The 21,833-nt window shown below is 66.4% G+C and carries 15 protein-coding genes and 1 pseudogene; 11 read left to right on the forward strand and 5 right to left on the reverse strand.

Translation table 11 applies throughout. The annotated features are described in order from the left end of the window. Positions 1 to 20 precede the first annotated feature (20 nt). Entirely contained in the window at positions 21 to 1,535 is a 1,515-nt protein-coding gene (locus tag B3547_RS02415) for a UxaA family hydrolase (protein ID WP_292959831.1), read from the reverse strand. Between the two features lie 160 nt (positions 1,536 to 1,695). Between B3547_RS02415 and B3547_RS02420 the strand changes: the two genes are divergently transcribed. From B3547_RS02420 to B3547_RS02440, 5 genes are all read left to right on the forward strand, one after another. Next, positions 1,696 to 2,718 (forward strand): LacI family DNA-binding transcriptional regulator, encoded by a 1,023-nt coding sequence (locus tag B3547_RS02420; protein ID WP_292959833.1) that lies wholly within the window; start codon positions 1,696 to 1,698, stop codon positions 2,716 to 2,718. 112 nt (positions 2,719 to 2,830) lie between these two features. Beyond that, entirely contained in the window at positions 2,831 to 3,667 is an 837-nt protein-coding gene (kduI, locus tag B3547_RS02425; protein ID WP_292959834.1) for a 5-dehydro-4-deoxy-D-glucuronate isomerase, read from the forward strand. 26 nt (positions 3,668 to 3,693) lie between these two features. Beyond that, positions 3,694 to 4,461: a 2-dehydro-3-deoxy-D-gluconate 5-dehydrogenase KduD gene (kduD, locus tag B3547_RS02430; RefSeq protein WP_292959835.1), complete on the forward strand. Its 768-nt coding sequence runs from the start codon at positions 3,694 to 3,696 to the stop codon at positions 4,459 to 4,461. Positions 4,462 to 4,463: 2 nt separating this feature from the next. Next, complete coding sequence (locus tag B3547_RS02435) at positions 4,464 to 5,474, forward strand: sugar kinase (protein WP_292959863.1); 1,011 nt, start codon at positions 4,464 to 4,466, stop codon at positions 5,472 to 5,474. Continuing rightward, positions 5,437 to 7,011, forward strand: coding sequence for a carboxylesterase/lipase family protein (locus tag B3547_RS02440; protein WP_292959836.1), 1,575 nt, complete (start codon positions 5,437 to 5,439; stop codon positions 7,009 to 7,011). Before B3547_RS02435 ends, B3547_RS02440 begins: the two co-directional genes overlap by 38 nt. 12 nt (positions 7,012 to 7,023) lie before the next feature. On the opposite strand, the gene B3547_RS02445 is transcribed toward B3547_RS02440, so the two are convergent. Together B3547_RS02445 and B3547_RS02450 are read right to left on the reverse strand one after the other, a co-directional pair. Further along, on the reverse strand, positions 7,024 to 7,449 hold the full coding sequence (locus B3547_RS02445; RefSeq protein ID WP_292959837.1) for a cupin domain-containing protein: 426 nt from the start codon (positions 7,447 to 7,449) through the stop codon (positions 7,024 to 7,026). Continuing rightward, on the reverse strand, positions 7,446 to 8,747 hold the full coding sequence (locus B3547_RS02450) for a pectate lyase family protein (protein ID WP_292959865.1): 1,302 nt from the start codon (positions 8,745 to 8,747) through the stop codon (positions 7,446 to 7,448). Before B3547_RS02450 ends, B3547_RS02445 begins: the two co-directional genes overlap by 4 nt. A 325-nt stretch (positions 8,748 to 9,072) precedes the next feature. On the opposite strand from B3547_RS02450, the gene B3547_RS02455 reads away from it, so the two are divergent. The 3 genes from B3547_RS02455 to B3547_RS02465 are packed head-to-tail and all read left to right on the forward strand — an operon-like array spanning position 9,073 to position 14,648. Next, entirely contained in the window at positions 9,073 to 11,964 is a 2,892-nt protein-coding gene (locus B3547_RS02455; protein WP_292959838.1) for a TonB-dependent receptor, read from the forward strand. Between the two features lie 44 nt (positions 11,965 to 12,008). Then, positions 12,009 to 13,022, forward strand: coding sequence for an alpha/beta hydrolase (locus B3547_RS02460; protein ID WP_292959839.1), 1,014 nt, complete (start codon positions 12,009 to 12,011; stop codon positions 13,020 to 13,022). Between the two features lie 15 nt (positions 13,023 to 13,037). Further along, the gene (locus B3547_RS02465) at positions 13,038 to 14,648 is read left to right on the forward strand and encodes a family 43 glycosylhydrolase (protein WP_292959840.1); all 1,611 of its coding nucleotides are present in this window, start codon (positions 13,038 to 13,040) and stop codon (positions 14,646 to 14,648) included. A 177-nt stretch (positions 14,649 to 14,825) separates the two neighbouring features. Here the strand turns inward: B3547_RS02465 and B3547_RS02470 are convergent. After that, positions 14,826 to 15,050 (reverse strand): annotated as a pseudogene (locus B3547_RS02470) (integrase); the annotation flags it as partial. Between the two features lie 46 nt (positions 15,051 to 15,096). After that, positions 15,097 to 16,767, reverse strand: a complete 1,671-nt coding sequence (locus B3547_RS02475) for a M28 family metallopeptidase (RefSeq protein WP_414690482.1) — start codon at positions 16,765 to 16,767, stop codon at positions 15,097 to 15,099. 169 nt (positions 16,768 to 16,936) lie between these two features. On the opposite strand from B3547_RS02475, the gene B3547_RS02480 reads away from it, so the two are divergent. The 3 genes from B3547_RS02480 to B3547_RS02490 all read left to right on the forward strand — a co-directional run bounded on the left by B3547_RS02480 (position 16,937) and on the right by B3547_RS02490 (position 21,816). Beyond that, positions 16,937 to 17,503 carry an RNA polymerase sigma factor gene (locus tag B3547_RS02480; RefSeq protein ID WP_292959842.1) on the forward strand — a complete coding sequence of 189 codons (567 nt, stop codon included), beginning with the start codon at positions 16,937 to 16,939 and terminating at the stop codon, positions 17,501 to 17,503. Further along, positions 17,494 to 18,555: a FecR family protein gene (locus B3547_RS02485; protein WP_292959843.1), complete on the forward strand. Its 1,062-nt coding sequence runs from the start codon at positions 17,494 to 17,496 to the stop codon at positions 18,553 to 18,555. The genes B3547_RS02480 and B3547_RS02485 overlap by 10 nt, the downstream gene beginning before the upstream one ends. Positions 18,556 to 18,666: 111 nt before the next feature. Further along, positions 18,667 to 21,816, forward strand: a complete 3,150-nt coding sequence (locus B3547_RS02490; RefSeq protein ID WP_292959844.1) for a TonB-dependent receptor — start codon at positions 18,667 to 18,669, stop codon at positions 21,814 to 21,816. The last annotated feature ends 17 nt before the right edge of the window (positions 21,817 to 21,833 follow it).

Below are 21,833 nucleotides of genomic sequence, written 5' to 3' on the forward strand. Positions count from 1 at the left end.
TCGTCTTTCCCGTGGCGCTCTCAGAGCGTGACGCCGCGTTTCCAGATCGCCATCGCCCGCTGGCCATGGCTTTCCGCAACCGTTTTCCGGCCGCTGGCCACGGCAAGCAGCGCCGACAGGAAGGCCGCATCCGCCGCCTCTGCCCCCTGGTCGAGCGCGATCGAGGCGTCGAAATCGATCCAGTGGGGCTTCGCTTCGGCCAGCCGCCGATTCGAGGCGACCTTGACCGTCGGCACGGGGAAGCCCAGCGGCGTGCCACGTCCGGTCGTGAACAGGACCATGGTCGCGCCCGCCGCCGCCAGCGCGGTCGATGATACCGCATCGTTCCCCGGCGCTTCCAGCAGCGCCAGCCCGGCCACGGAAGCCTGCGCGCCATAGTCCAGCACCGAGGCCAGCGGCGCATGCCCGGCCTTCTGCACCGCACCGGCGGACTTCTCCTCCAGCGTGGTGATTCCTCCGGCGATATTGCCAGGCGAAGGATTCTCGGAAACGGGCAGTCCCTGATCGAGATAATACCGCTTGAACCGGTTCACCAGCGCCGCGCCGGCGGCAAAGGTCGCTTCATCGACCGCGCGTTCCAGCAGGGCCTGTTCTGCGCCGAATATCTCGGGAATTTCCGTCAGCACGGGGATGCCGCCCGCTGCGGCCAGCCGATCGGCGAAGCGGCCCAGCAGCGGGTTCGCGGTCAGGCCGGAAAAGCCGTCTGAACCGCCGCACTTGAGCCCCACGGTCAGTGCCGAAAGCGGCAGCTCCTCGCGTTCCGCCCGCGCCGCTTCGGCCACCATGGCGTCCACCAGCGCGGCCGCTTCCGCCAGTTCATCGCCGGCGCTTTGCGACGAGAGTTGCCGCACCTTGCCGCGCGCATGGTCCGGGATGGCCGCGATCAGCGCATCGAGCTGGTTCGATTCGCACCCCAGCCCCAACAGCAGCACACCCGCCGCGTTGGGATTGGCGGCAAGGCCCGCCAGCGCCGCGCGCGTGCCGTCCAGATCATCGCCAAGCTGCGAACAGCCGTGCGGATGGGCAAAGGCATGAATCCCGTCGATCCGCCCCGCCGCGATCAGGCCGCCGTGGCGATCCATGGCGGTGCGCGCGACCTGCTCTGCGGTAAGCCCCACGCAGCCGACCGTCGGCAGAATCCAGATCTCGTTGCGCGTCGCGGCGCGTCCGTCACTTCGGCGATACCCCTGCCAGCGCGGCCCGCTTCCATCCGCGTCGGGCATCGAGGCCGCACTGTCGGCGGGACGAGCCTCGTAAGCCACTTCGCCCGCCAGAGCGGTCGCTAGGTTATGGGCGTGGACATGATCGCCCGGCGCTATCGCCGCCGTCGCACGGCCGATCGGCAGCCCATACTTCACCACCGGGTCACCTACGCGATGCCCCGCCAGCGCGATCTTGTGCCCCTGCGCGATGACAATGCCGGCAACGACGGTCTGCCCATCGACCGTCACGACCTCGCCCGCCGCGATCGGGCGCAGCGCCACGGCGACGGTATCGGCGGCATGGACGCGCAAGACGGCAGAGCTTTCGGACATGGAACATCCTGCTGGTGTGGATCGAAGCGCATAACGGTTGGAAACCGGTGTCAACAACCGTACCATTGCAATCTTGCCGCGCGGAAGGCAAGGCTTCGGCGATCCCGATCCGGTTCCGTACACAGCGCGGCACCGATGATATCGGCGGGAAGGATCAAGCGTGAGCAGGCAGCGGGACGTCAAGCCAACCATCAACGACGTGGCGCGAATCGCCGGCGTTTCCAAGAAGACCGTCAGCCGGGTCATCAACCGCTCTCCCCTGCTCAACCAGGCCACGCGCGAGAAGGTAGAGGCGGTGATCGCCGAACTCGGTTACGTGCCCAATCCACAGGCCCGCGCACTGGCGCTGCGGCGCAACTTCCTGATCGGGCTGATCCACGACAACCCCAACGCCCAGATGGTGCTGAACTTCCAGGAAGGCGTGCTCGAAACGATTCGCGATACCGAATTCGCGCTGGTCGTGCGGCCGGTCAACCGCAAGTCGCCGCGCCTGCTCGACGACATCCGCACCTTCATCGAGAAGCAGCGCCCCTATGGCATCCTGCTGCTGCCGCCGCTGTCCGAGAACGACGCGATCGCCACGCTGTGCCGCGAACTGGGCTGCAACTACGTGCGGATGGGTTCGGCCCGGCTCGACGCGGAGGAGCATCTGGTCGAATCGAACGACCGGCAGGCCGTGCGCCGCGCGATCGAATATCTCGCCGGCATGGGCCATCGCCGCGTCGCGCTCGTCACCGGGCCGGAGGGGTTCCGCTCCGCCAGCGAGCGCGAGGCCGGTTTTGACGAGGCCGTGGCGGAATTCGGGCTGGAGCAGGACCGGATGCTCAAGGCGCAGGGCAACTACACGTTCGAATCGGGGCGCGCCGCCGGCGAGCGGCTGCTCGATGCTCCGTCGCGCCCCACCGCGATCTTCGCCAGCAATGACGAAATGGCGGCCGGCGTGCTGCACGCCGCGCGCGAACGCGAAATCGCGGTGCCGGAAGAACTCTCGATCGTGGGCTTCGACGATACCGCCATTGCCGCGCATATCTGGCCGCCACTGACCACGGTGCGCTGGCCGATCGTGGCCATGGCGCGCGCCGCCGCGCTCAAGCTGGTCCACCCGGAGGCGGCCTCGCAGCAGCCGTCGCTGTTCCTGTCGGACCTTATTCCGCGCGCTTCCACCACCGCGCCGCGCGGCTAGGCCACCGACCCACCCCAGCGCGTGTGTTCGCACGATTGACACCGGTTACCAATACCGGTTACGGGGACGCAACAGACCGCCTGATCGGCCCTCACACGCGGGAGAGCGCACCATGTTCGCCAAGACTTATCACGCCACGCATCCTGACATGATGGACAGCGTCTCGAACGATGACCTGCGCGCGCGCTATCTCGTTTCGGACATGTTCGTGGACGGGCAGGTCGTGCTCAATTACTCGCACAACGAACGCTTCGTGATCGGCGGCGCGGTGCCGGCAGGTCAGGCGATCCGGCTCCCCGACCAGACCGTACCCGCAAGCGCGGCGGGCCATCCGTTCCTGGAACGGCGCGAAGCGGGCATCGTCAATATCGGCGGCCCCGGTGCGATCACCGTGGACGGCCAGCGCTTCGCCATGGGCAACAAGGAATGCCTCTACGTGCCGATGGGCGCCAGGGAAGTGGTGTTCGAAGGCGAAACCGCGCGCTTCTACATTGCTTCGGTGCCCGCACACAAAACCTTGCCGATCAAGCACATCACGCTGGACCAGGCCAACCCGCTGGCCCGGGGCGACCTGGCCAATTCCAACCAGCGCACGATCTACCAGCTTGTCATCCCCGGCGTCTGCGACAGCGCGCAGCTGCTGCTCGGCCTCACCGTGCTGGAGGAAGGCAGCGTGTGGAACACGATGCCGCCGCACCTGCACGACCGCCGCAGCGAGATCTACCTCTACTTCGAGCTGCCCGAACCGACCGACCGCGTGTTCCACTACATGGGCGAGCCGGATTCGATGCGCCACATCGTGATCGCCAACGAAGAAGCGGTGATCAGCCCGCCGTGGTCGATCCACATGGGTTCGGGCACCAAGAAGTATGCGTTCATCTGGGCGATGGGCGGGGAAAACCTCGACTATACCGACATGAACGTGCTCGACATCTGCCAGCTCAAGTAAGCCCGCGCCGCGCGAGAGGATACGCCATGTCCGCCTTCGACCTCACCGGCCGCGTCGCGGTCGTCACCGGCGCCAATACCGGCATCGGCCAGGGCATCGCCGTGGCGCTGGCGCAGGCCGGCGCGGACGTCGCCGCCGTTGGTCGCACGCCGGCCGAGGAAACCGCCGCCAAGGTCCGCGCGCTTGGCCGCCGCTGCGAACTCGTGAGCGCGGACTTGTCCTCGATCGCGCCGGTCGGGGATGTCGTTGCCACGGTCGTTGCGGCGCTGGGCGGGGTGGACATCCTGGTCAACAACGCCGGCATCATCCGGCGGGCCGATGCGGTCGACTTCACCGAGGAAGACTGGGACGCGGTGGTCGATACCAACCTCAAGTCCGTGTTCTTCCTGAGCCAGGCGGCGGGCCGCCACATGATCGCGCGGCATCGGGAAACCGGCCGGCGCGGCAAGATCATCAACATCGCCTCGATGCTCAGTTTCCAGGGCGGCATCCGCGTGCCAAGCTATACCGCCTCGAAAAGCGGTGTCGCGGGCCTCACCAAACTGCTGGCGAACGAGTGGGCCGCCAAAGGCGTGAACGTCAACGCGATCGCGCCGGGCTATATCGCCACCAACAACACCGCCGCGCTACAATCGGACGAGACGCGCAACCGCCAGATCATGGAGCGCATCCCCGAAGGCCGCTGGGGCAGCCCGGAGGACATCGGCGGGGCCGCCGTGTTCCTGTCGAGCCGCGCGGCCGATTATGTGCAGGGCCATGTTCTGGCCGTCGATGGCGGGTGGCTGGCCCGGTGACCATGGCCGGTCCGGTGGTATGCTTCGGCGAGCTGCTGCTGCGGCTTTCGCCACCCGGCGCCAGGCTGGTTGCGCAATCCGATACGCTGGACATGGCCGTCGGCGGCGCGGAAGCGAACGTGGCCGCGGCCCTTGCCTCGCTGGGGCACGATACCCGTTTCGTGGGGCTGGTGCCCGACAGCCCGCTGGGCGACAAGGCACGGGCGGCGCTGGCGGCGGCAGGGGTCGATACCCGCTTCCTGGCCCGCGGCCCCGGCCGGATGGGACTCTATTTCCTCGAAGCGGGGGCCGGTCTGCGCCCTTCGGCGATCACCTATGATCGCGCCGGCAGCGCCTTTGCGCTGGCCGCTCCGGAAAGCCTGCCGTTGGCCCCGGCGCTCGATCACGCCGGGTTGCTGCACATCTCCGGCATCACCCCCGCGCTTGGCCCCAACGGCGTCGCACTGACGCGCGCCGCCGTCTCCGCCGCAGCCGACGCCGGCGTACCGGTATGCTTCGACGGCAATTACCGTGCGCAGCTCTGGGAAAGCTGGGACAGCGATCCACGCGGCGTGCTGAGCGAACTGGTCGGCGCGGCGACGATCCTGATCGGCAACCATCGTGATATCTCGCTGCTGCTGGGCAAGGCCTTTTCGGGCGATGGCGCGGAACGCCGGCGCGAAGCGGTGGACGCCGCCTTCGCGGCCTTCCCGAGCCTCCAGGTCGTGGCTTCCACCGCGCGCCATCTCGTCACCGCCGATCATCACCGCATCGCCACGCGCGTCGATACGCGCGCGGCGCGGCACCAGACCGACGAAATCGACGTGACCGGCATCGTCGACCGCATCGGCACTGGCGACGCCTTTGCCGCCGGCGTGCTGCACCAGTGGCTCGAAGGCGGCGACGTGCAAGCGATGGCGGAGGCCGGCCTCGCGCTGGCCGCGCTCAAGCATTCGCTGCCCGGCGACATGACCCTGATCCGAAAGGCCGAACTCGATGCCTTTTCCCCGCACACCGGCGACGTCCGCCGCTGAATTTTCCCGGCGCACGGTACTGAAAGGCGCGAGCACCGGGCTTGCGCTGGCCGCCTCTCCGGCACTGGCCGCCGCCGGCGCCCCGCGCGTCGGGCGCTTCACGGGCCTGCGCGAAGACGGGGTTCTCGCCTTCAAGGGCATCCGCTATGGCCGGGCGGCCCGCTTCGCGCGCGCCATCGCCGAGCCGTGGGAGGGGCCCGCGCAACGCGCCGACCGCTTCGGCCCCATCGCCCCCCAGCGCGGCATGCAGGGCGAACGGCAAAGCGAGGATTGCCTGTTCCTCAACGTCTGGACGCCGGAAGCGAACCCGGCCGCGAAACGCGCGGTCATGGTCTATTTCCACGGCGGCGCGTACAACAACGGGTCGGTCACCGATCCGCTGACCCATGGCGGCAAGCTGGCGGCACAAGGCGATGTGGTGGTGGTCACCGTCAACCATCGCCTGAACGCGCTCGGCTATGCCTGGCTCAAGCCGTTTGGCGCGCGCTTTGCCGACAGTGGCAACCTTGGCCAGCTCGACCTGATTTTGGCGCTGCGCTGGGTGCGCGATCATGTCGCGGCCTTCGGCGGCGATCCGACGCGGGTGATGGTGTTCGGCCAGTCAGGCGGCGGCGCCAAGATCGCCACGCTGATGGCGATGCCCGATGCCAAGGGCCTGTTCCATGCCGCCGCCACGATGAGCGGGCAGCAGGTGGTCGCCAGCGGCCCCGGCCATGCCTGGCAACGCACGCGGGCGCTGTTCGCGGCGCTGAAGCTCCAGCCCGGCGATATCGAAACGCTGCGCACGACGCCGCTCGAACGGCTGGTGGAGGGCCTCGCCGCCGCCGATCCGGTGATGGGCGGCGCGCTCTATTTCGGCCCGGTGCTCGATATGACCAACCTGCCACGCCATCCGTTCTGGCCGGATGCCGCGCCGCAATCGCGCGCCATTCCGATGATTCTTGGCAACGCCCGCAGCGAGACGCGCGCCTTCATCGATCCACGCGGACCGAAGCTGCAAGGGCTGGACTGGGGCAACCTCGCAGCCCGCATCGCGCCCGAAGTGAAAGTCGATCTCGATATCGACTGGGTGACCGAACAGTACCGCGTGAAGTTCCCCGACTGGGCACCCGAACAGGTATTCTACGCCGCGACCACGGCAGGGCGGAGCTGGCCGGGCCAGGTGATCGAGGCGGATGCGCGCGCCGCGGCGGGCGCCGGGGCGACCTGGGTCTACCAGCTCGATCGCCCCTCGCCGATCGATCCCTTGCGCGGTGCCGCCCACACCGACGACATTCCCTACGTGTTCGGCACGCTCGATGCGCCCGGCAGCATGAGCGGCACCGACGCCGGCGCGCTGGCTACGCGGGACGCGATGATGAAGGCGTTCACGGGGCTGGCGAAGACCGGCCGGCCGAGCCTCACCGACTGGACGCCCTACCGCCTTCCGGACCGCGCCACGCTGGTGGTGGGCGATCGGATCGCGATGATGGACGATCCCCGCCGCTGGGAGCGCGAACTGTGGGCGAGAGCGCCCTATGTGCAGCCGGGAAGCTGAGGGGGGTTCGGCTCAATCCCTTTCCGGCACCGGATAGGCCACGATCAGCGCCAGCGGCTTGTCGCCGCGCTGCCATATCCCCACCACCGCGCCATCGTAGAGATAGGCCGCCATGCCCGCCTTCAATACCGCCCGCCGGCCGTCCGAAACCACCTCGCCCTCGCCATCGAGCACGTAATAGACCTCATCGTGCGCGATCGGGTGTTCGCCGATCGCCGCCCCGACGTCGAGCGTGCGGCGGCGGAATTCCATGCGGCGCGGCTGGGGCACCGCATCGCTGATCCGCCAGGCCGTGCTCATGCCGATCGCGCCGTGCGGCGGTGGCTCGCGCCGCATGGTATCGTTCTCGTCGACCACCGCCATCGGCGGCGCGGCGGCGATCAGCAACGGCGCGAACGCCAGCGTCGCTTTCCCTGCCGCGCCTACCAGCGGGTTCATTGCGGCGCCTGCCGCATGGCCGCATCGCGCCCGGAAAGCTTTTCCTGCGCCCCCGCCTTTTCACCCGGATAGAGGCCGGACTTCGGCGTCATCGTATCGAGATTCCAGTCGGCCTCGACGAACGGCGCGGCGGTCGCCGCCGGATGCGGGTAACCGCCAACCTGCTTCTCGTCGTCGATGATGTCGCCACGCCCCTCGGCAACGAAGAACAGCACGCGAATGTCGTCGGGCGCGCGATCCCATGGGCGCGCGCCGACGGTCTGGAGCACGCTCGTCTCGACCTCGCCCGAGGGCAGCACGGTATAGCCGGCGACATTGCCGAGCGGCGCCTTGGCGGTGATGAGCTTCGCCCTGGTCTCACCATAGCGCCCGAACATCGGCAGCGGATTGCCGTGGCGATCAACCGCGCGATTGTCCCGGCCGTAGAATTCGAGATCGCCGTCACCCCCCAGCATCAGGAACGGCAGCCCGGCATCGGTGCTGTTGCCGCCGCGCATGACGTTGCCGATCGCAGTGATCTGGCCGGTGACATAGGGGTGCCCGGTCCATTCGAGATTCATCAGGTTGTAGTGCACCGCGCGATGGCCGGGATCGTAGATCACGTTGTTGACCATCGTCACCTGCGCCCCACCCTTGACCAGCGGGGACCGTTCGACGTTGTGCGCCCAGACATTGCGGTAGAAGCTGATGTTGGTGGTGTTGTCGTGGATCAGCGAGCCCTTGGAGTGCTCGCCCTTGGGGTGGCTGGCGTTGGCGAGACCCTCGGCGGCGAGATTTTCGCGGAAGACCACGTCATGACTGGTATTGGCGCGCCATTCGGCCACGGTGTTTCCGTTGAAGCGCGGACCTGACGCCGACATGTTCTCGTCGATCGCCCACAGGAAGCTGCAGTGTTCGACCACCACGTTGTGCGCGGCGACGGTGGAGAACGCATCCGCCTCCCAGTCGGACAGGTGCGGCTGCCCGTCGGCCCCGGTCATCACGCGCAGGTGGCTGAGGATCACGTCATGACCATGCAGGTCGATCCCGCCCTTGACGATGGTGATGCCCGGCGAAGGCGCGGTCTGCCCGGCGATGGTGAGGTAGGGCTCCCTGATCTCCAGCACCGACCGGCCGAGGTCGATCGCCCCGCCCACTTCAAACACCACGATGCGCGGCCCCTTGGCTTCGATCGCGGCCTTCAGCGAACCCGGGCCATCCTTCGCCAGCGTGGTCACGCGGATGATTCGCCCGCCGGCACCGCCCTTCGTCGGGTCCGCCGGGTGGTCGGCGGCCAGCGCGGCGACGCTGCAGCTCATCGCGAGAACGGCGGAAATCGTGAGGTTGCGAACCCTTGCAAGCATCGATCATCTCCCTTTGTCGCGGTTATTGACAGAGCCGCGACAGCACGGCAATAACTAATGACACCGGTTACCTAAAGCTGCAAGGGCACTCGACCTTCTTTGCAGTGGCAAGGTCAAGAAGCCGGGGTACAGGTTTTGCCATGACCAATGGCAAAACGGGTGTGGGAGTTCAGGGTGCCGGAGAAAGGTCTCGCCATTGCGCGCAGCCCTCTTTGACACCGGTAGCATCACCCGTCGGAAACGGCGGAGCATTTGCCTTCGGGCCATGAGGGGATGGATAATGCGCAAGGATTTTTCACGGGTCTCGCTGTTCAGGCTGGCGCTGGTCGCGGGCAGCGCCATCGTCGTCCCGACCATGGCGTTCGCGCAGGATGCCGCGCCGGCGGAAGCCGCGGCACAGGCGGATGCGGCGGACGGGAACCCTGACGTCGCCGCCAGCGAGATCATCGTCACCGGTTTCCGCAAGTCGCTGGAAGCGGCGCTGAACGTGAAGAAGAACTCGGTCAGCGCGGTCGACGCCGTCGTGGCGGAAGACATCGCCAAGTTCCCCGACCAGAACCTCGCGGAATCGCTCCAGCGCATCCCCGGCATCTCGATCCAGCGTGACGGCGGCGAAGGCCGCGCGATCACCGTGCGCGGCCTTGGCGCGCAGTTCACCCGCGTTCGCGTCAACGGGCTGGAAACGGTGGCGACCTCGTCCGATGGCGCCAGCGCCAACCGCGACCGCGCGTTCGATTTCAACGTCTTCGCCTCGGAACTGTTCAGCAGCCTTGTCGTCCACAAGACCGCCGAAGCCTCGCTCGACGAAGGTTCGCTCGGCGCGGTGGTCGATCTCAACACCGGCAACCCGCTGGCGGGCAAGGCCGGCGTGACCGCCGTCGCCAATATCCAGGGTTCGTACAACGATCTGTCCAAGAACGTCGGCCCACGCCTTGCCGGCCTGCTGAGCTGGCGCAACGATGCGGGCACGTTCGGCGTCAATGTTTCGGCCGCCTATTCAAAGACCGATACGCTGGAACTGGGCAACAACACCGTGCGCTGGGCGCAGGCCTATTTCAACTCGGTCAACGGCACCAACTGCTTCTACTCGGTGCCTGGCGCCACCGGTGGCACGCCGGTCAACTACAGCGGCAAGAACTATCGCCCCAGCGCGGCCTGCGACGCCGCATCCCTTTCTTTCCACCCGCGCATCCCGCGCTATGGCGTGATCCGCCACGATCGCGAACGCCTTGGCCTCACCGGATCGGTCCAGTGGGCGCCGACCGACCGCACCAAGGTTTCGATCGACGGCCTCTATTCGCGCTTCAAGGAGACGCGCGAGGAACAATGGCTCGAAGTACTGGCGCGCTCGAACGAAAAGCAGATGGATGTCGTCAACCCGGTCTATGACGGCAACGGCAACATGGTGTCGGCAACGTGGAACAACGCCTACGTGCGCTCCGAACACTATCTGCGCAAGAGCTCGACCGAGTTCTATCAGCTCGGCGGAACCTGGGATCAGGACGTCACGGACAAGCTGCGCTTCACGCTGGTCGGCGGCCTTTCCAAGTCCGACGCGGACATCCCCGTCGAAACGACCATGCTGCTCGACAACCGCAACGCCAACGGCTTCTTCTACGACTATTCCAACATGGCCAGCCCGGTCATCAAGTTCGGCGACAGCGTAACCGATCCTTCAAAGTTCCAGCTCGCCGAAATCCGCGATCGCCCGTCGAATGTCACCAACCGCTTCAAGACGGTGCAACTGCGCACGGAATGGGACGTCGCCGAAGGCTTCCAGATCAAGGCCGGCGGCGTGTGGCGCCGTTTCAACTTCGACAGCCGCGCCTATCAACGCGACACCGCCGTCTGCGGATCGAGCGGCAAGGATCTCGTGCTCGGCACGCTCGACTGCTCGTCGACGGTCTATGGTTTCCCGGTCACCTCGTCGATGGTCGATACGGTGAATCTCGGCAATGCCGGTCAGGCCGCCGGCACCACGACATCCTGGATTGTCGCGAACCTGCCGGCGACGACCTCGTTCACCGGCCTGTACAACCGCACCGCCACGCCCGATGTCGGCAATACCCGCAGCGTGCAGGAAACGACCTCGGGCGGGTATCTGCAATTCGACGTCAAGGGTGAACTGTTCGGGCTGGAATATGCCGGCAATGCCGGGATGCGCTATGCGCACACCGATCAGCGTTCGACCGGCATTCTTTCCGGCACCACGGTAACCGTGAACCGCAGCTACGACGACTGGCTGCCATCGATGAACATCGCGCTCTATCCCCGCCATGATGTGATCGTGCGCGGCGCCATCGCCAGGGTCATCACCCGCCCGACGCTGGGCAATCTGACGCCGGGCGGCTCGATCGACGGCTTCAACTACAAGGTCAGCTACGGCAATCCGCTGCTCGATCCCTACCGCGCGACCAATTACGATCTCGCGGTCGAATGGTACTTCGCGCCGCAATCGGTGTTCTCGGTCGCACTGTTCCAGAAGAACATCGCCAGTTTCCCGATCTCGCAGACCTATACGACGACCTTCGCCGCCACGGGCCTGCCCAAGGAAGCGCTGCCGACCAGTTCGCCCGCCTATATCAACTTCGATCCCAACCAGCTCTACACCGTCAGCGCCAACGTCAATGGCACGGGCGCAAAGCTCCAGGGCATCGAAATCGCCCTGCAACTGCCCTTCACGTTCCTGCCCGGCCTGCTCAGCCACACCGGCTTCCAGGGCAACGCCACTTTCATCAAATCGGACGCGACCTATACGATCACCGGGCCTGCGGTAAACGCCTGCACGCGGGCTTCGGCCACCGCAGCCTGCACGCTGACGGGCGTGGCCAAGGCCTATTCCAACACGCTGCTCAATGTCTCCAAGCGCGCCTGGAACGCCACGCTCTACTATGACGACGGCAAGTTCAGCCTGCGCGGCTCGGTCAGCTATCGCGGGCCATTCGATGACGGCACCAGCGGCACCGGCAACGTGTTCGAGGGCTATGGTTCGTACACCAGCGTCGATGCCTCGCTGCGCTACAAGCTGTTCAGTTGGGTGGAGCTTTCGGTCGATGGCAACAACCTGACCGACGCCTATCGCTATCGCTATGCGGATACTTCCGCAGAGAGGAACTACGAGAACAACCACTTCGGCCGCACGATCCTGTTCGGCGCGCGGTTCAAGTATTGATGGAGCTGCCCCCCGGCGGGGCTTAGGGTCAGGAAACCGTTGCCATGAAGTTCCCCGCGAAATGCGACCGCCGGTCCTTGATGGTGGCGGGCCTGGCCGCCGGAATGGCAACACGGGGGGCGGCGTCTGCACAGACGCCGCCCCCCGTTGCGTTGAAGGGTTTGCCGCCGGGCCTTCCCCAGCCGGTCGAGACCATCGACCTCTGGCCCAGGGGTGCCCCCGGCGCGCCGGCCGCGCCGCTGGTCGAAACGGTAGAGGAACGCTCGACCGACGCACTCGTCACCGATCGCGCGGTCTGGGGCATCACCCGCCCGCGCATGGCGGTGTTCCGACCGGATCGCGTCAATGGCGCGGCGGTGCTGATCACGCCCGGCGGCGGCTATCGCTGGGTGGTGGTGGACAAGGAAGGGTACGAAATGGGCCGCTGGCTGGCGGCGCGCGGCTTCACCGCCTTTGTCCTGTTCTATCGCCTGCCCGGCGAAGGCTGGGCCTCCGGGCCGGACGCGCCGCTGGCCGACGCGCAGCGCGCCATGCGCCTGATCCGCCACCGCGCGCGCGATTTCGCGATCGATCCGGAGCGCGTCTCCGCCATGGGTTTTTCCGCCGGCGGCCACGTTTGCGCCAGCCTGTCCACGCGCTTTGCCGATACCGTCTATGCGCCGGTCGACGCCGCCGACGGGCTTTCCGCGCGCCCGCACTCGGCCGCGCCGCTCTATCCCGTGATTTCCATGAGCCTGCCCGATGCCCACACCGGGTCGCGTGAAAAGATGCTGGGGACCAACCCCACGCCGGCCATGGAGGCGGCGCATTCGCCCGACCGGACCGTTCCGGGCGATGCGCCGCCGCATTTCCTGCTCCATGCCGAGGATGACGATGCCGTTCCGGTCAGCAACACGCTGCTGCTGCGCACGGCACTGAAGGCGCGCCAGGCGCGCGTCGAAACCCATCTGTTCGAACACGGCGGCCACGGCTTCGGCCTACGCAAGGCCATCGACAAGCCGGTGGAGGCCTGGCCCGACCTGTGGCGCGCCTGGGCGCGCACCACAGGCCTTGCCTGACGGGAAGAACCGCACATGACCATCATCGACCGGCGCGATGCGCTGAAGTCGGGCGCTCTGGCGGCCCTTGGCCTGTCGCTGCCCGCTCCGGCCCAGCCCGCATCGGCCCCGGTCGCCTCCCCTGCCCTGCCCGTCATCCGCAGGGGCTTCGACAACCAGCGGATCGCCGACCAGGGCGACGGCACGTTCCTCAATCCCGTGCTCTCGGGCGACCGCCCGGATCCCGCGATCCTCAAGGACGGGGCGGACTATTACCTCACGTTCTCCAGCTTCGATTCCTATCCCGGCCTCACCATATGGCATTCGCGCGATCTGGTGAACTGGAGCCCGCGCAAGCCGGCGCTGACGCGGAACATCGGCGCGGTCTGGGCGGTCAGCCTCGAAAAGCACCGGGGACGCTATTTTCTCTACATCCCGGTCAAGGCCGATCCCAACCATATCCACGTGGCGTGGGCAGACCATATCGACGGGCCGTGGAGCGATCCCGTCCCGCTCGGCCTGCACAACCATATCGACCCCTGCCACGCCGTGGGCGAGGACGGTTCGCGCTGGCTGTTCCTTTCGGGCGGGGACCGCGTGCGCCTGTCCGATGACGGGCTCAGCCTCGCCGGCCCGGTCGAGCATGTCTACGATCCCTGGCGCTACCCCGAGGAATGGGACGTGGAAGGCTTTTCGCCCGAAGGCCCCAAGATCCATCGCCACGGCGGCTGGTTCTACATGCTGACGGCAGTGGGCGGCACCGCGGGGCCGCCTACCGGCCACATGGTCATCGCCGCAAGGTCGCGTTCCATCCACGGCCCGTGGCAACAGCATCCCGGCAATCCGCTGGTGCGCACCGTGGACCGTCGGGAGGCTTGGTGGTCGCGCGGCCATGCCTCGCTCGTCGAGGCGCCCGACGGCTCGTGGTGGGCGCTCTACCACGGCTTCGAGGCCGGATACTGGACGCTTGGCCGCCAGTGCCTGCTCGATCCCGTGGAATGGACAGCCGACGGCTGGTTCCACATGACCGGCGGCGACCTTTCGCGCCCCATCGCCAAGCCGAAGGGCGGCACGGCGCTGCCGCACGGCATGCTCCTGACCGACGATTTCACGCGGCTTGCGCTGGGCAGCAAGTGGTCATTCTTCCGCCCCGCCCCCGACGAGGCGGTGCGTGCGCGGGTGGCGGAGAACACGCTGTTCCTCAAGGGCAAGGGCCTTTCCCCGGCAAGCGGATCGCCGCTGCTGCTGATTGCGGGCGACCCTTCGTACCAGTTCGAATGCGATATCGAACTGGCGCCCGGTGGCACCGCCGGCCTCGTGCTGTTCTACGACGACAGGCTCTATTGCGGGCTCGGCTTCGATGCCGAACGCTTCGTCACGCACCAGTACGGCATGGAACGCGGCCGCCCCGCCAATCCGCATGGCAACCGGATGCGCATCCGCGTGACCAACCGCCGGCACATCGTGGCGTTCCATACCAGCGGCGACGGCGGGAAGACCTGGCACAAGTTCGACCGCGGCATGGAAGTGTCAGGCTATCACCACAACGTGCGCGGCGGCTTCCTGATGCTGCGCCCCGGCCTCTATGCCGCCGGCCCCGGCGAAGCGCGCTTTCGCGATTTCCGCTTCACCGCGCTGGAAGACTGATTCCTATCCGTCCGCCAAGAACCCCTAATCACAATCTCAGTTGCTACGCCGATGTTTGAAAGTTCTCGTCACCTGCGCAGTCCAGCGCATTGCATGTGCGTGAGGCGGATGCCGAAGCCGGGCACCTCGCATTTCTCACGTCACGCCCATTCGGTTCGATGGACAGGCTAAGCGACTCTACCCCCTGACCTTGCGCAACATCCGCGCGGCGGCGTTGGACGAGGGCGCCGGCTTGCGGCCGTAGCGCAGGGCGGTCGCGGTGGAGGGCCAGCGCAGAACCTGGCGATCGGCCCGACGTCCTCGCCACTGACGAACAGACCTTGCGGTGAGCCCGACGCGCAACGAATGCGTGCTCAGCGCGGCGATCGCCACGTCGAGATCGGCCCCGAACAGGTTCACCAGGTGCTCGCCCGTTGCCGGAATCGTTCCTTCCGCTTAGTCGCCAATCTCAAGGCCTCAGGCTCCTGAATTCCGATCCATCCTTCCAGACGGGAGCTTTCCGTCCGAAGGCATATTTTCGGCCCACGTCGTAGGCCAGGCTCACGTCCTGGGCCGCGCCTGTGAAATCCCATTCCGGGCTCCAGGCATCGCAGGTCTGGTGATAGCACCGCGCGGTGAAGTCGCTTACCCACGCTTCACCCGCGGCCCGTCCACCACGAACCAGATCCACGCCCCCACCCAGGGCCATGAACAACAGCGAGGGGACGCCACGCTTGACGAAGGAGAAGTGATCGGCCCGATAGAACAAGCCGCGTTCGGGCCTTGCATCCGGCGTCACGGTCCGCCCCTGGTCCGCCGCAAGAACCCGCAGATCGTCCTCCAGCGAATTCTGGCCCTGCCCGATCAGGACGATGTCCCGCGCGGGACCATTGGGCTGCAGGGTGTCGAGCGTCAGGTTCGCGACCATCCTGGAAGCGGGATAGAGACCTGACCGCGCGAAGGCTTCGGAACCCAGCAGGCCGCGTTCCTCGGCGGTCCAGATGCCGAAAACCACGGTCCTGTCAGGTCTTGGCCCAGCCTTGAACAACCGCGCGATTTCGAGAACGCCGGCAACACCCACGCCGTCGTCAAGCGCGCCGGGGCGAATGCGGCTGCCATTCTGGCCCGGCGCCTCTCCAATGCCATAGGCATCCCAGTGCGCCCCGAACGACACCGTTTCCGTGGGGCGGGTTTTTCCGGTGATCCTTGCGATCACATTCTGGCTTTGGACATGGTCGCGGTTCACCGGCACGCTTGCATCAAGCGCCAATCCATCCAGCGCGACGGGGCGGAAGGCAGGCTGGCGGGCTGCAGCAATCAGCGCGTCCAGATCCAGACCCGCCAGCTTGAACAGACGCCGGGCGGCCTCGCCCGAGAGCCATCCCTGAAGCATCAGGCGGTCATTGGCGGCACCGCCTTGCGCCAGATCGAAGTTCTCGCCCTGCGGAGCGACCACCGTGTTCCAGCCATAGCCCGCCGCGTCGGTCTGGTGGACGATCAGGGCGCCAATCGCGCCACGCCGGGCCGCCTCCTCGAACTTGTAGGACCAGCGGCCATAGTACGTCATGGCCCTGCCGCCGAAACGGCCGGCGACAGCGTCCTCCCCGGTCGCCGCGAAATCGGGATCGTTCACCAGAAAGACCGCGATCTTGCCCTTGAGATCGACGCCCTTGAAATCGTCCCAACCCTTTTCAGGCGCGTTCACGCCATACCCCACGAACACCAGCGGAGCGGATGTCACGCTGACACGATCAACGTTGCGCTGCGTGCTGATATAGACATCGCGCCCCTGCACCAGTTCGCTTGTCACCCCACCTTGATGCAGGGACAGGGGAACGGTGCGATCAACGCGAGTGCGCAGCAGCGGCACCGGTTGCGTCCAGCGTCCCCCGGGTCCACCCGGTTCCAGCCCAAGCGCGCGCAGGCGATCGACCAGATAGGCGATCGTGCGGGTTTCGCCCTCAGTACCCGGCGCACGCCCCTCGAAGCGATCGGACGCCAGTTCCCGGGTTATGGCCGATAGCGTCCGGGCATCGATTTCAGCGCGCGGAGCGACCGGCCTTGCGTGCAGCGGAGCGGCGAGAAAGGCAGCCCAAAACCAGAGGGCAAGAGGTGCGGCGAAGCGGCTGGATGGGGCCAAAACAGGTCTCCGAAATGTGTCGTTCTTGACAGCCAAGGATAACGACGCGCACTTTCCTCTGCCAAGGGCTTCTCTTGTCGCCCGTCGATCCAAACCACACTATTGTTCGAAATCAGCGAGTTAAACCTTGCCGGATGATGATCGATCACAGGCCCGTGCCGATTCGGCGATGCCGGCTTCCGGCGCGGCACCGCGCGCCAACCACGATCTTGCACGGTTTCTCTTCGAGAATTTCCACGCCGAACTGACATCCTTCCTGCGCCGCGCGCTCGACGGCAACGCCGCCCTGGCCGAGGACATGGCGCAGGACGCAATCACCCGGATCGCCGCGGCTGACAGGCGCTATTCGCACGAACGGGCGCGGAGCCTGCTTTACAGCATCGCCCGCAACATCCTCATCGATCATTTCCGCAGCGAGCGATCGCGCACCGCCAGCATGATGTCGCTGCGCGTGATCGAACATGACGTCGATGCGATCAGCCCCCTTGAAACATTACTGTGGCGCGAGGACCTCACCCGTGTTCGCGCAGCGATACTGGCCCTTCCGCCGCGTTGCCGCCAGGTGTTCGTGCTCAGCCGGTTCGAAGGCATGAATTACACCTCGATCGCGCGTCATTGCGAAATTAGCGTTTCGATGGTGGAAAAACATCTCTACAAGGCGCTGCGTCTGATCGCCAAGGCGATCGAAGAGCCCATGCAAGACAAGGCGAACGACGGGAACCCGACATGCCGCTGAAGAGATCGCACGATGCGACCGACGCAGCAGCGCGCAGGTTCCTGCTGCGCAGGTCGGTCGAAAACGATGACGAACCGTCATCGGCCGCTGCAGGGGCGAAGGCGGTCGGCGACGACGATCCCTCCGCGATGCATGTGGCCTACGCCTGGGATCTGGCGGGCGCGCTGGCAGAAGATCCGGCCATCATCGAATTGCGCGCCGCCGCGCTGGCGGGCGGAAGACGGGATGATGCCATGGAACCGGCGCCCGAGGCGTTCAGCGAACGTGCGGTGCCCAAGCTCGAAAACGCATGGCCCCGGATCACCGCAGGCCTGATCACCACCGCGGCCGCGGCCGCGTCGATCGTGATGATGACGCCAGGGCTACGGGGCTGGCTCCCGGCGGCAGTTACCGGCGGCGGCACGGCGGCGATTCCGGCGGGAACCGTCTATGGCGATGCCTCGGGCGCCCAGCAGCAGATCAATCTGGCCGATGGCAGCGTGATCAGGCTCGACGCGCGATCGCGGGTGCGGGTCAACTTTACCGGGCAATCGCGCGAAGTGACCATGCTGGAAGGGCGGGCCTATTTCACCGTCCAGCATGGCCCGCGTCCGTTTGTGGTGCGCTCCCCGGGCGGCGAGACGATCGATCTGGGCACGCGTTTCGTCATCGAGCTCGGCGGAGGCCTGACCCGTGTCTCGCTGGTCGAGGGGAAGATTGCGATCAGGCCGGCGGGTAGCGCCAGGGAACTGCCCCTCGAGCCGGGCGAGGTCTCCGGCTATACCGATAAGGGCGCGATCCTGGCCAAGGCACCAGCACGCAACGACCCGATCGACTGGACAAGCGGCCGCCTGAAATTCGAGGACACTCCGCTTGCCGAAGCCGTGGCCCGCCTTTCGCGCTATTCCGACAAGCCGATCTTGCTGGCACCCGACGTCGCCGCCAGCAACAGGCGCGTTACCGGCGTATTCTTCATCGGTGACAGCGAAAACTTCGCGGCCACGCTGGCCAGCGCGCTCGATCTCAAGGTCGTCAGCGATGAAGATGGCAGGCGGCATCTGATCCAGCCCTGAAGCTGGCCCGGTATTTTTTTGAGAAGGAGGGTGTGGGTTCCTCAACGCCCTCCGTTTTCCCTGTAGAAGGAGCGAAAGGCGCTCCTCGCACAGCCTTTCAGGGGGGCTACTATGTTCAAGCGCATCCGCACCCGTCATGGTATCGGCAACCGCCTCATGGCCGGTGTCGCGGCAGCGGCCATAACGGTGATCGCACCGTCGGCCAGCGCCACGGCCCAGTCGACGGTCGTTACGTTTTCGATTGCCCGGCAAAGCCTGGCCGGCGCGCTCAACGAGGTGGCGCTTCAATCGGGGCGGCAACTGGTGCTCGATGGAGCCCTGGTCCGTGACCGGCAGACCACCGGCCTGCGCGGCGCCTACACGCTTGAGAGCGCGCTCGACCACTTGTTGCGCGGAACGGAGCTGACCTACAGCGTTCGCGGGAACACCGTGGTCATTCGCAGGGGGCGCAATGCCGTGGACCCGGCGCACCGCATGCCGGCGGCGCTGACCCAGGCGGTGCCGTCCGCAGGCGGGCAGGTATCGGAACCCGCCGCCGGGGTGGAAACCGGGACCGGTTCCGAAACACCCATCGTCGTCACCGGCTCGCGCATCGCGCGCAAGGGCTATGACACGCCGCAGCCCGTCGCGGCCCTTGGCGAAACGGCGATACAGGCCACCGGCGTCAGCAATGTCGGGGACATTCTCAACCGGATGCCGCAAGTCGGCGTGGGGCTGGGACAGGCCAACAGCTATTACAACGGCGATGCCGGCGCCGCCTTCGTCAACCTGCGCGGACTGGGCGCCAACCGGACGCTGGTGCTGGTGAACGGCCGGCGCCGCGTGTCGGGCACGGAACTGTCATCCGCCGTCGATCTCACGACCATTCCGGCCAACATGATCGACAAGATCGAGGTCATCACCGGCGGCGCGGCCGCCGTCTATGGCGCCGATGCGGTGACGGGCGTGGTGAACGTCACGCTGAAATCGAACGTGCAAGGCATCCAGCTGACGGGCCGCAGCGGCATTTCCAGCCGGGGAGACGCGGCTTCCTATTCGCTGGGCGCGCTGGTGGGCTCGAAGTTCGCCGACGATCGCGGTTCGGTGGTACTCGGCTTTTCCTACAACAAAGAACAACCGCTGCAGGCCAACCAGCGCAAGTTCGGGCTCAACCAGGTCGATCTTTTCAGCAACCCCGCCAACACCGGACCGGCTGACGGCATCTTCGATTCGATCGCGGTGGCGAACTATCGCTACCCCGGCACCAGCTATGGTGGCGCTTTCGTCATCGGCGGCACGCGCTACACTTACGATCAGGGCGGTGTTCGGCCGACCCGGAACGACGCGACGCCCTACGGCCCGACCGGCTTCCTGGGCGTGGGCGGCGATGGCTTCAACGATGCCGACTTCGCGCCGCTGCGCAACCAGACCGAGGTGTTCGCGGGCACCGCGCATCTCGAATACCAGGCCAGCGACGCGGTTCGCGTGTTCGTGGACGCGCAATATGCCAGGACCAAGACGGTGGCACGGCTGCAACCCACGTTCGACCTGGGCGTGACCATCACCGCCGACAATCCGCTGATCCCGGCGGACGTACGCGCGCTTATGAACGCGGCGGGCCAGACCAGCCTCAGCATCGGCCGCACGAACATCGATCAGGGCATCAACGTCCGCTATATCGATCGCGATACGGTGACCGGCGTGGCCGGGATCGAGGGCGACCTGGGCAGCCGGTTCCACTGGATGGGCTTCTACCAGTACGGCCGCTACCAGTCCGACGCCACGCGCACGCACAACCGAATCACCGATCGCTTCAACCAGGCGGTGGACGTGATTCAGGGACCGAACGGCCCGATGTGCCGCGATGCCGCCGCGCGGGCGGCGGGGTGCCAGCCGCTGAGCCTGTTCGGCCCGAACGCCGCGACACCCCAGGCGCTCGCCTATTTCGACTACACCTCGCACCGCAAGGTCGTGAACACGCAGCAGGTCGCCGGGCTGCAGTTCACCAGCAAGCCGTTCGATCTGCCGGCCGGCCCGCTGCAACTGGCGGGAGGCGTGGAATATCGTCGCGAAACCACCGATGTCACGCCCGATCCTTTGCAGGCGGCGGGACAACTGATCTATCTGACTGATGCGGCCCTGTCCGCGCGGTTCAGCGTCAAGGAAGTATTCGGCGAGGTGCTCGTCCCGATCCTCGCGGATCGCCCGTTCGCGAAGGAACTGTCGCTGGAAGGCGCGGTCCGGTATTCCGACTACAGCTCGATCGGCGGAACCACAGCCTGGAAGGTCGGCGGGCAGTGGGCACCGGTGCGCGACGTGCGCTTCCGGGTGACCCGTTCGCGCAGCGTCCGCGCGCCGAACCTTTCCGAACTCTACAATCCCGGTGCTTCGAGCAACGCTTTCATTCTCGATCCCTGCGATTCCACGCGGGTCAACCTCACCACCAACCGGCGGGCCAATTGCGCGGCGCTGGGCGTTGCCGCCAACTATACCGATCCCTTCGCCGGGGTCGCGAAAACCGTGATCACCGGCGGCAATCCCGGCCTTTCGGCGGAAACATCGAACAGCTGGACGGCGGGCACGGTGTTCACGCCCGGCTTCATTCCGGGCGTGGCCGTTTCGGTGGACTGGTGGAAAATCGATCTGAAAGGCGCGATCAACACGGTGCCGCTACAACGTGCCGTGGATAATTGCGTGGATGCCGCCACCACCAGCAATCCGTTCTGCCAGCTGGTGCGCCGCCGCGCGGACGGGGCGATCACGCAAGTCAACGTATCGCCGATCAACGTCGGCAGCCTGAATGCCGAGGGGATCGATTTCCAGGCGAACTATCGGCGCGCATTCGGCGCGACCGAGGGACGCCTTGCCGTGTCCGGCACCTACCTGATCCGCAACGAGCTGCAGGTCGTCGCCGGGGACCCGACCACGCGCGACAATAATCTTGGCGAAGTGGACAATCCGCGCTGGCGCTTCAATGTCGCGCCCGGTGTCACGATGGGCAGGTTCAGTCTGGACTGGACGGTGCGCTTCATCTCCGCAACCAAGGTGGACAGCCAGGCAACGGCGGAAGGACGCAGCGACAACAATGTCTCGTCGCGGCTCTACAACGACCTCTACGCCTCGGTCGCGGTGAACGATCGCTTCCGGCTCTATGGTGGCGTCAACAACCTGTTCGATGTCGATCCGCCGTTCAGCGCCGTCACGTTTCAGGGTACAGGTCGCGGCGCGCTGTTCGACAACATCGGTCGCTACTTGTTCGTTGGCGTGAACACGACGTTCTGACGGCATTTGCGGAGGCA

It is taken from the genome of Novosphingobium sp. UBA1939, from assembly GCF_002336885.1.
In the GTDB taxonomy this organism is placed as follows: Bacteria; Pseudomonadota; Alphaproteobacteria; order Sphingomonadales; family Sphingomonadaceae; genus Novosphingobium.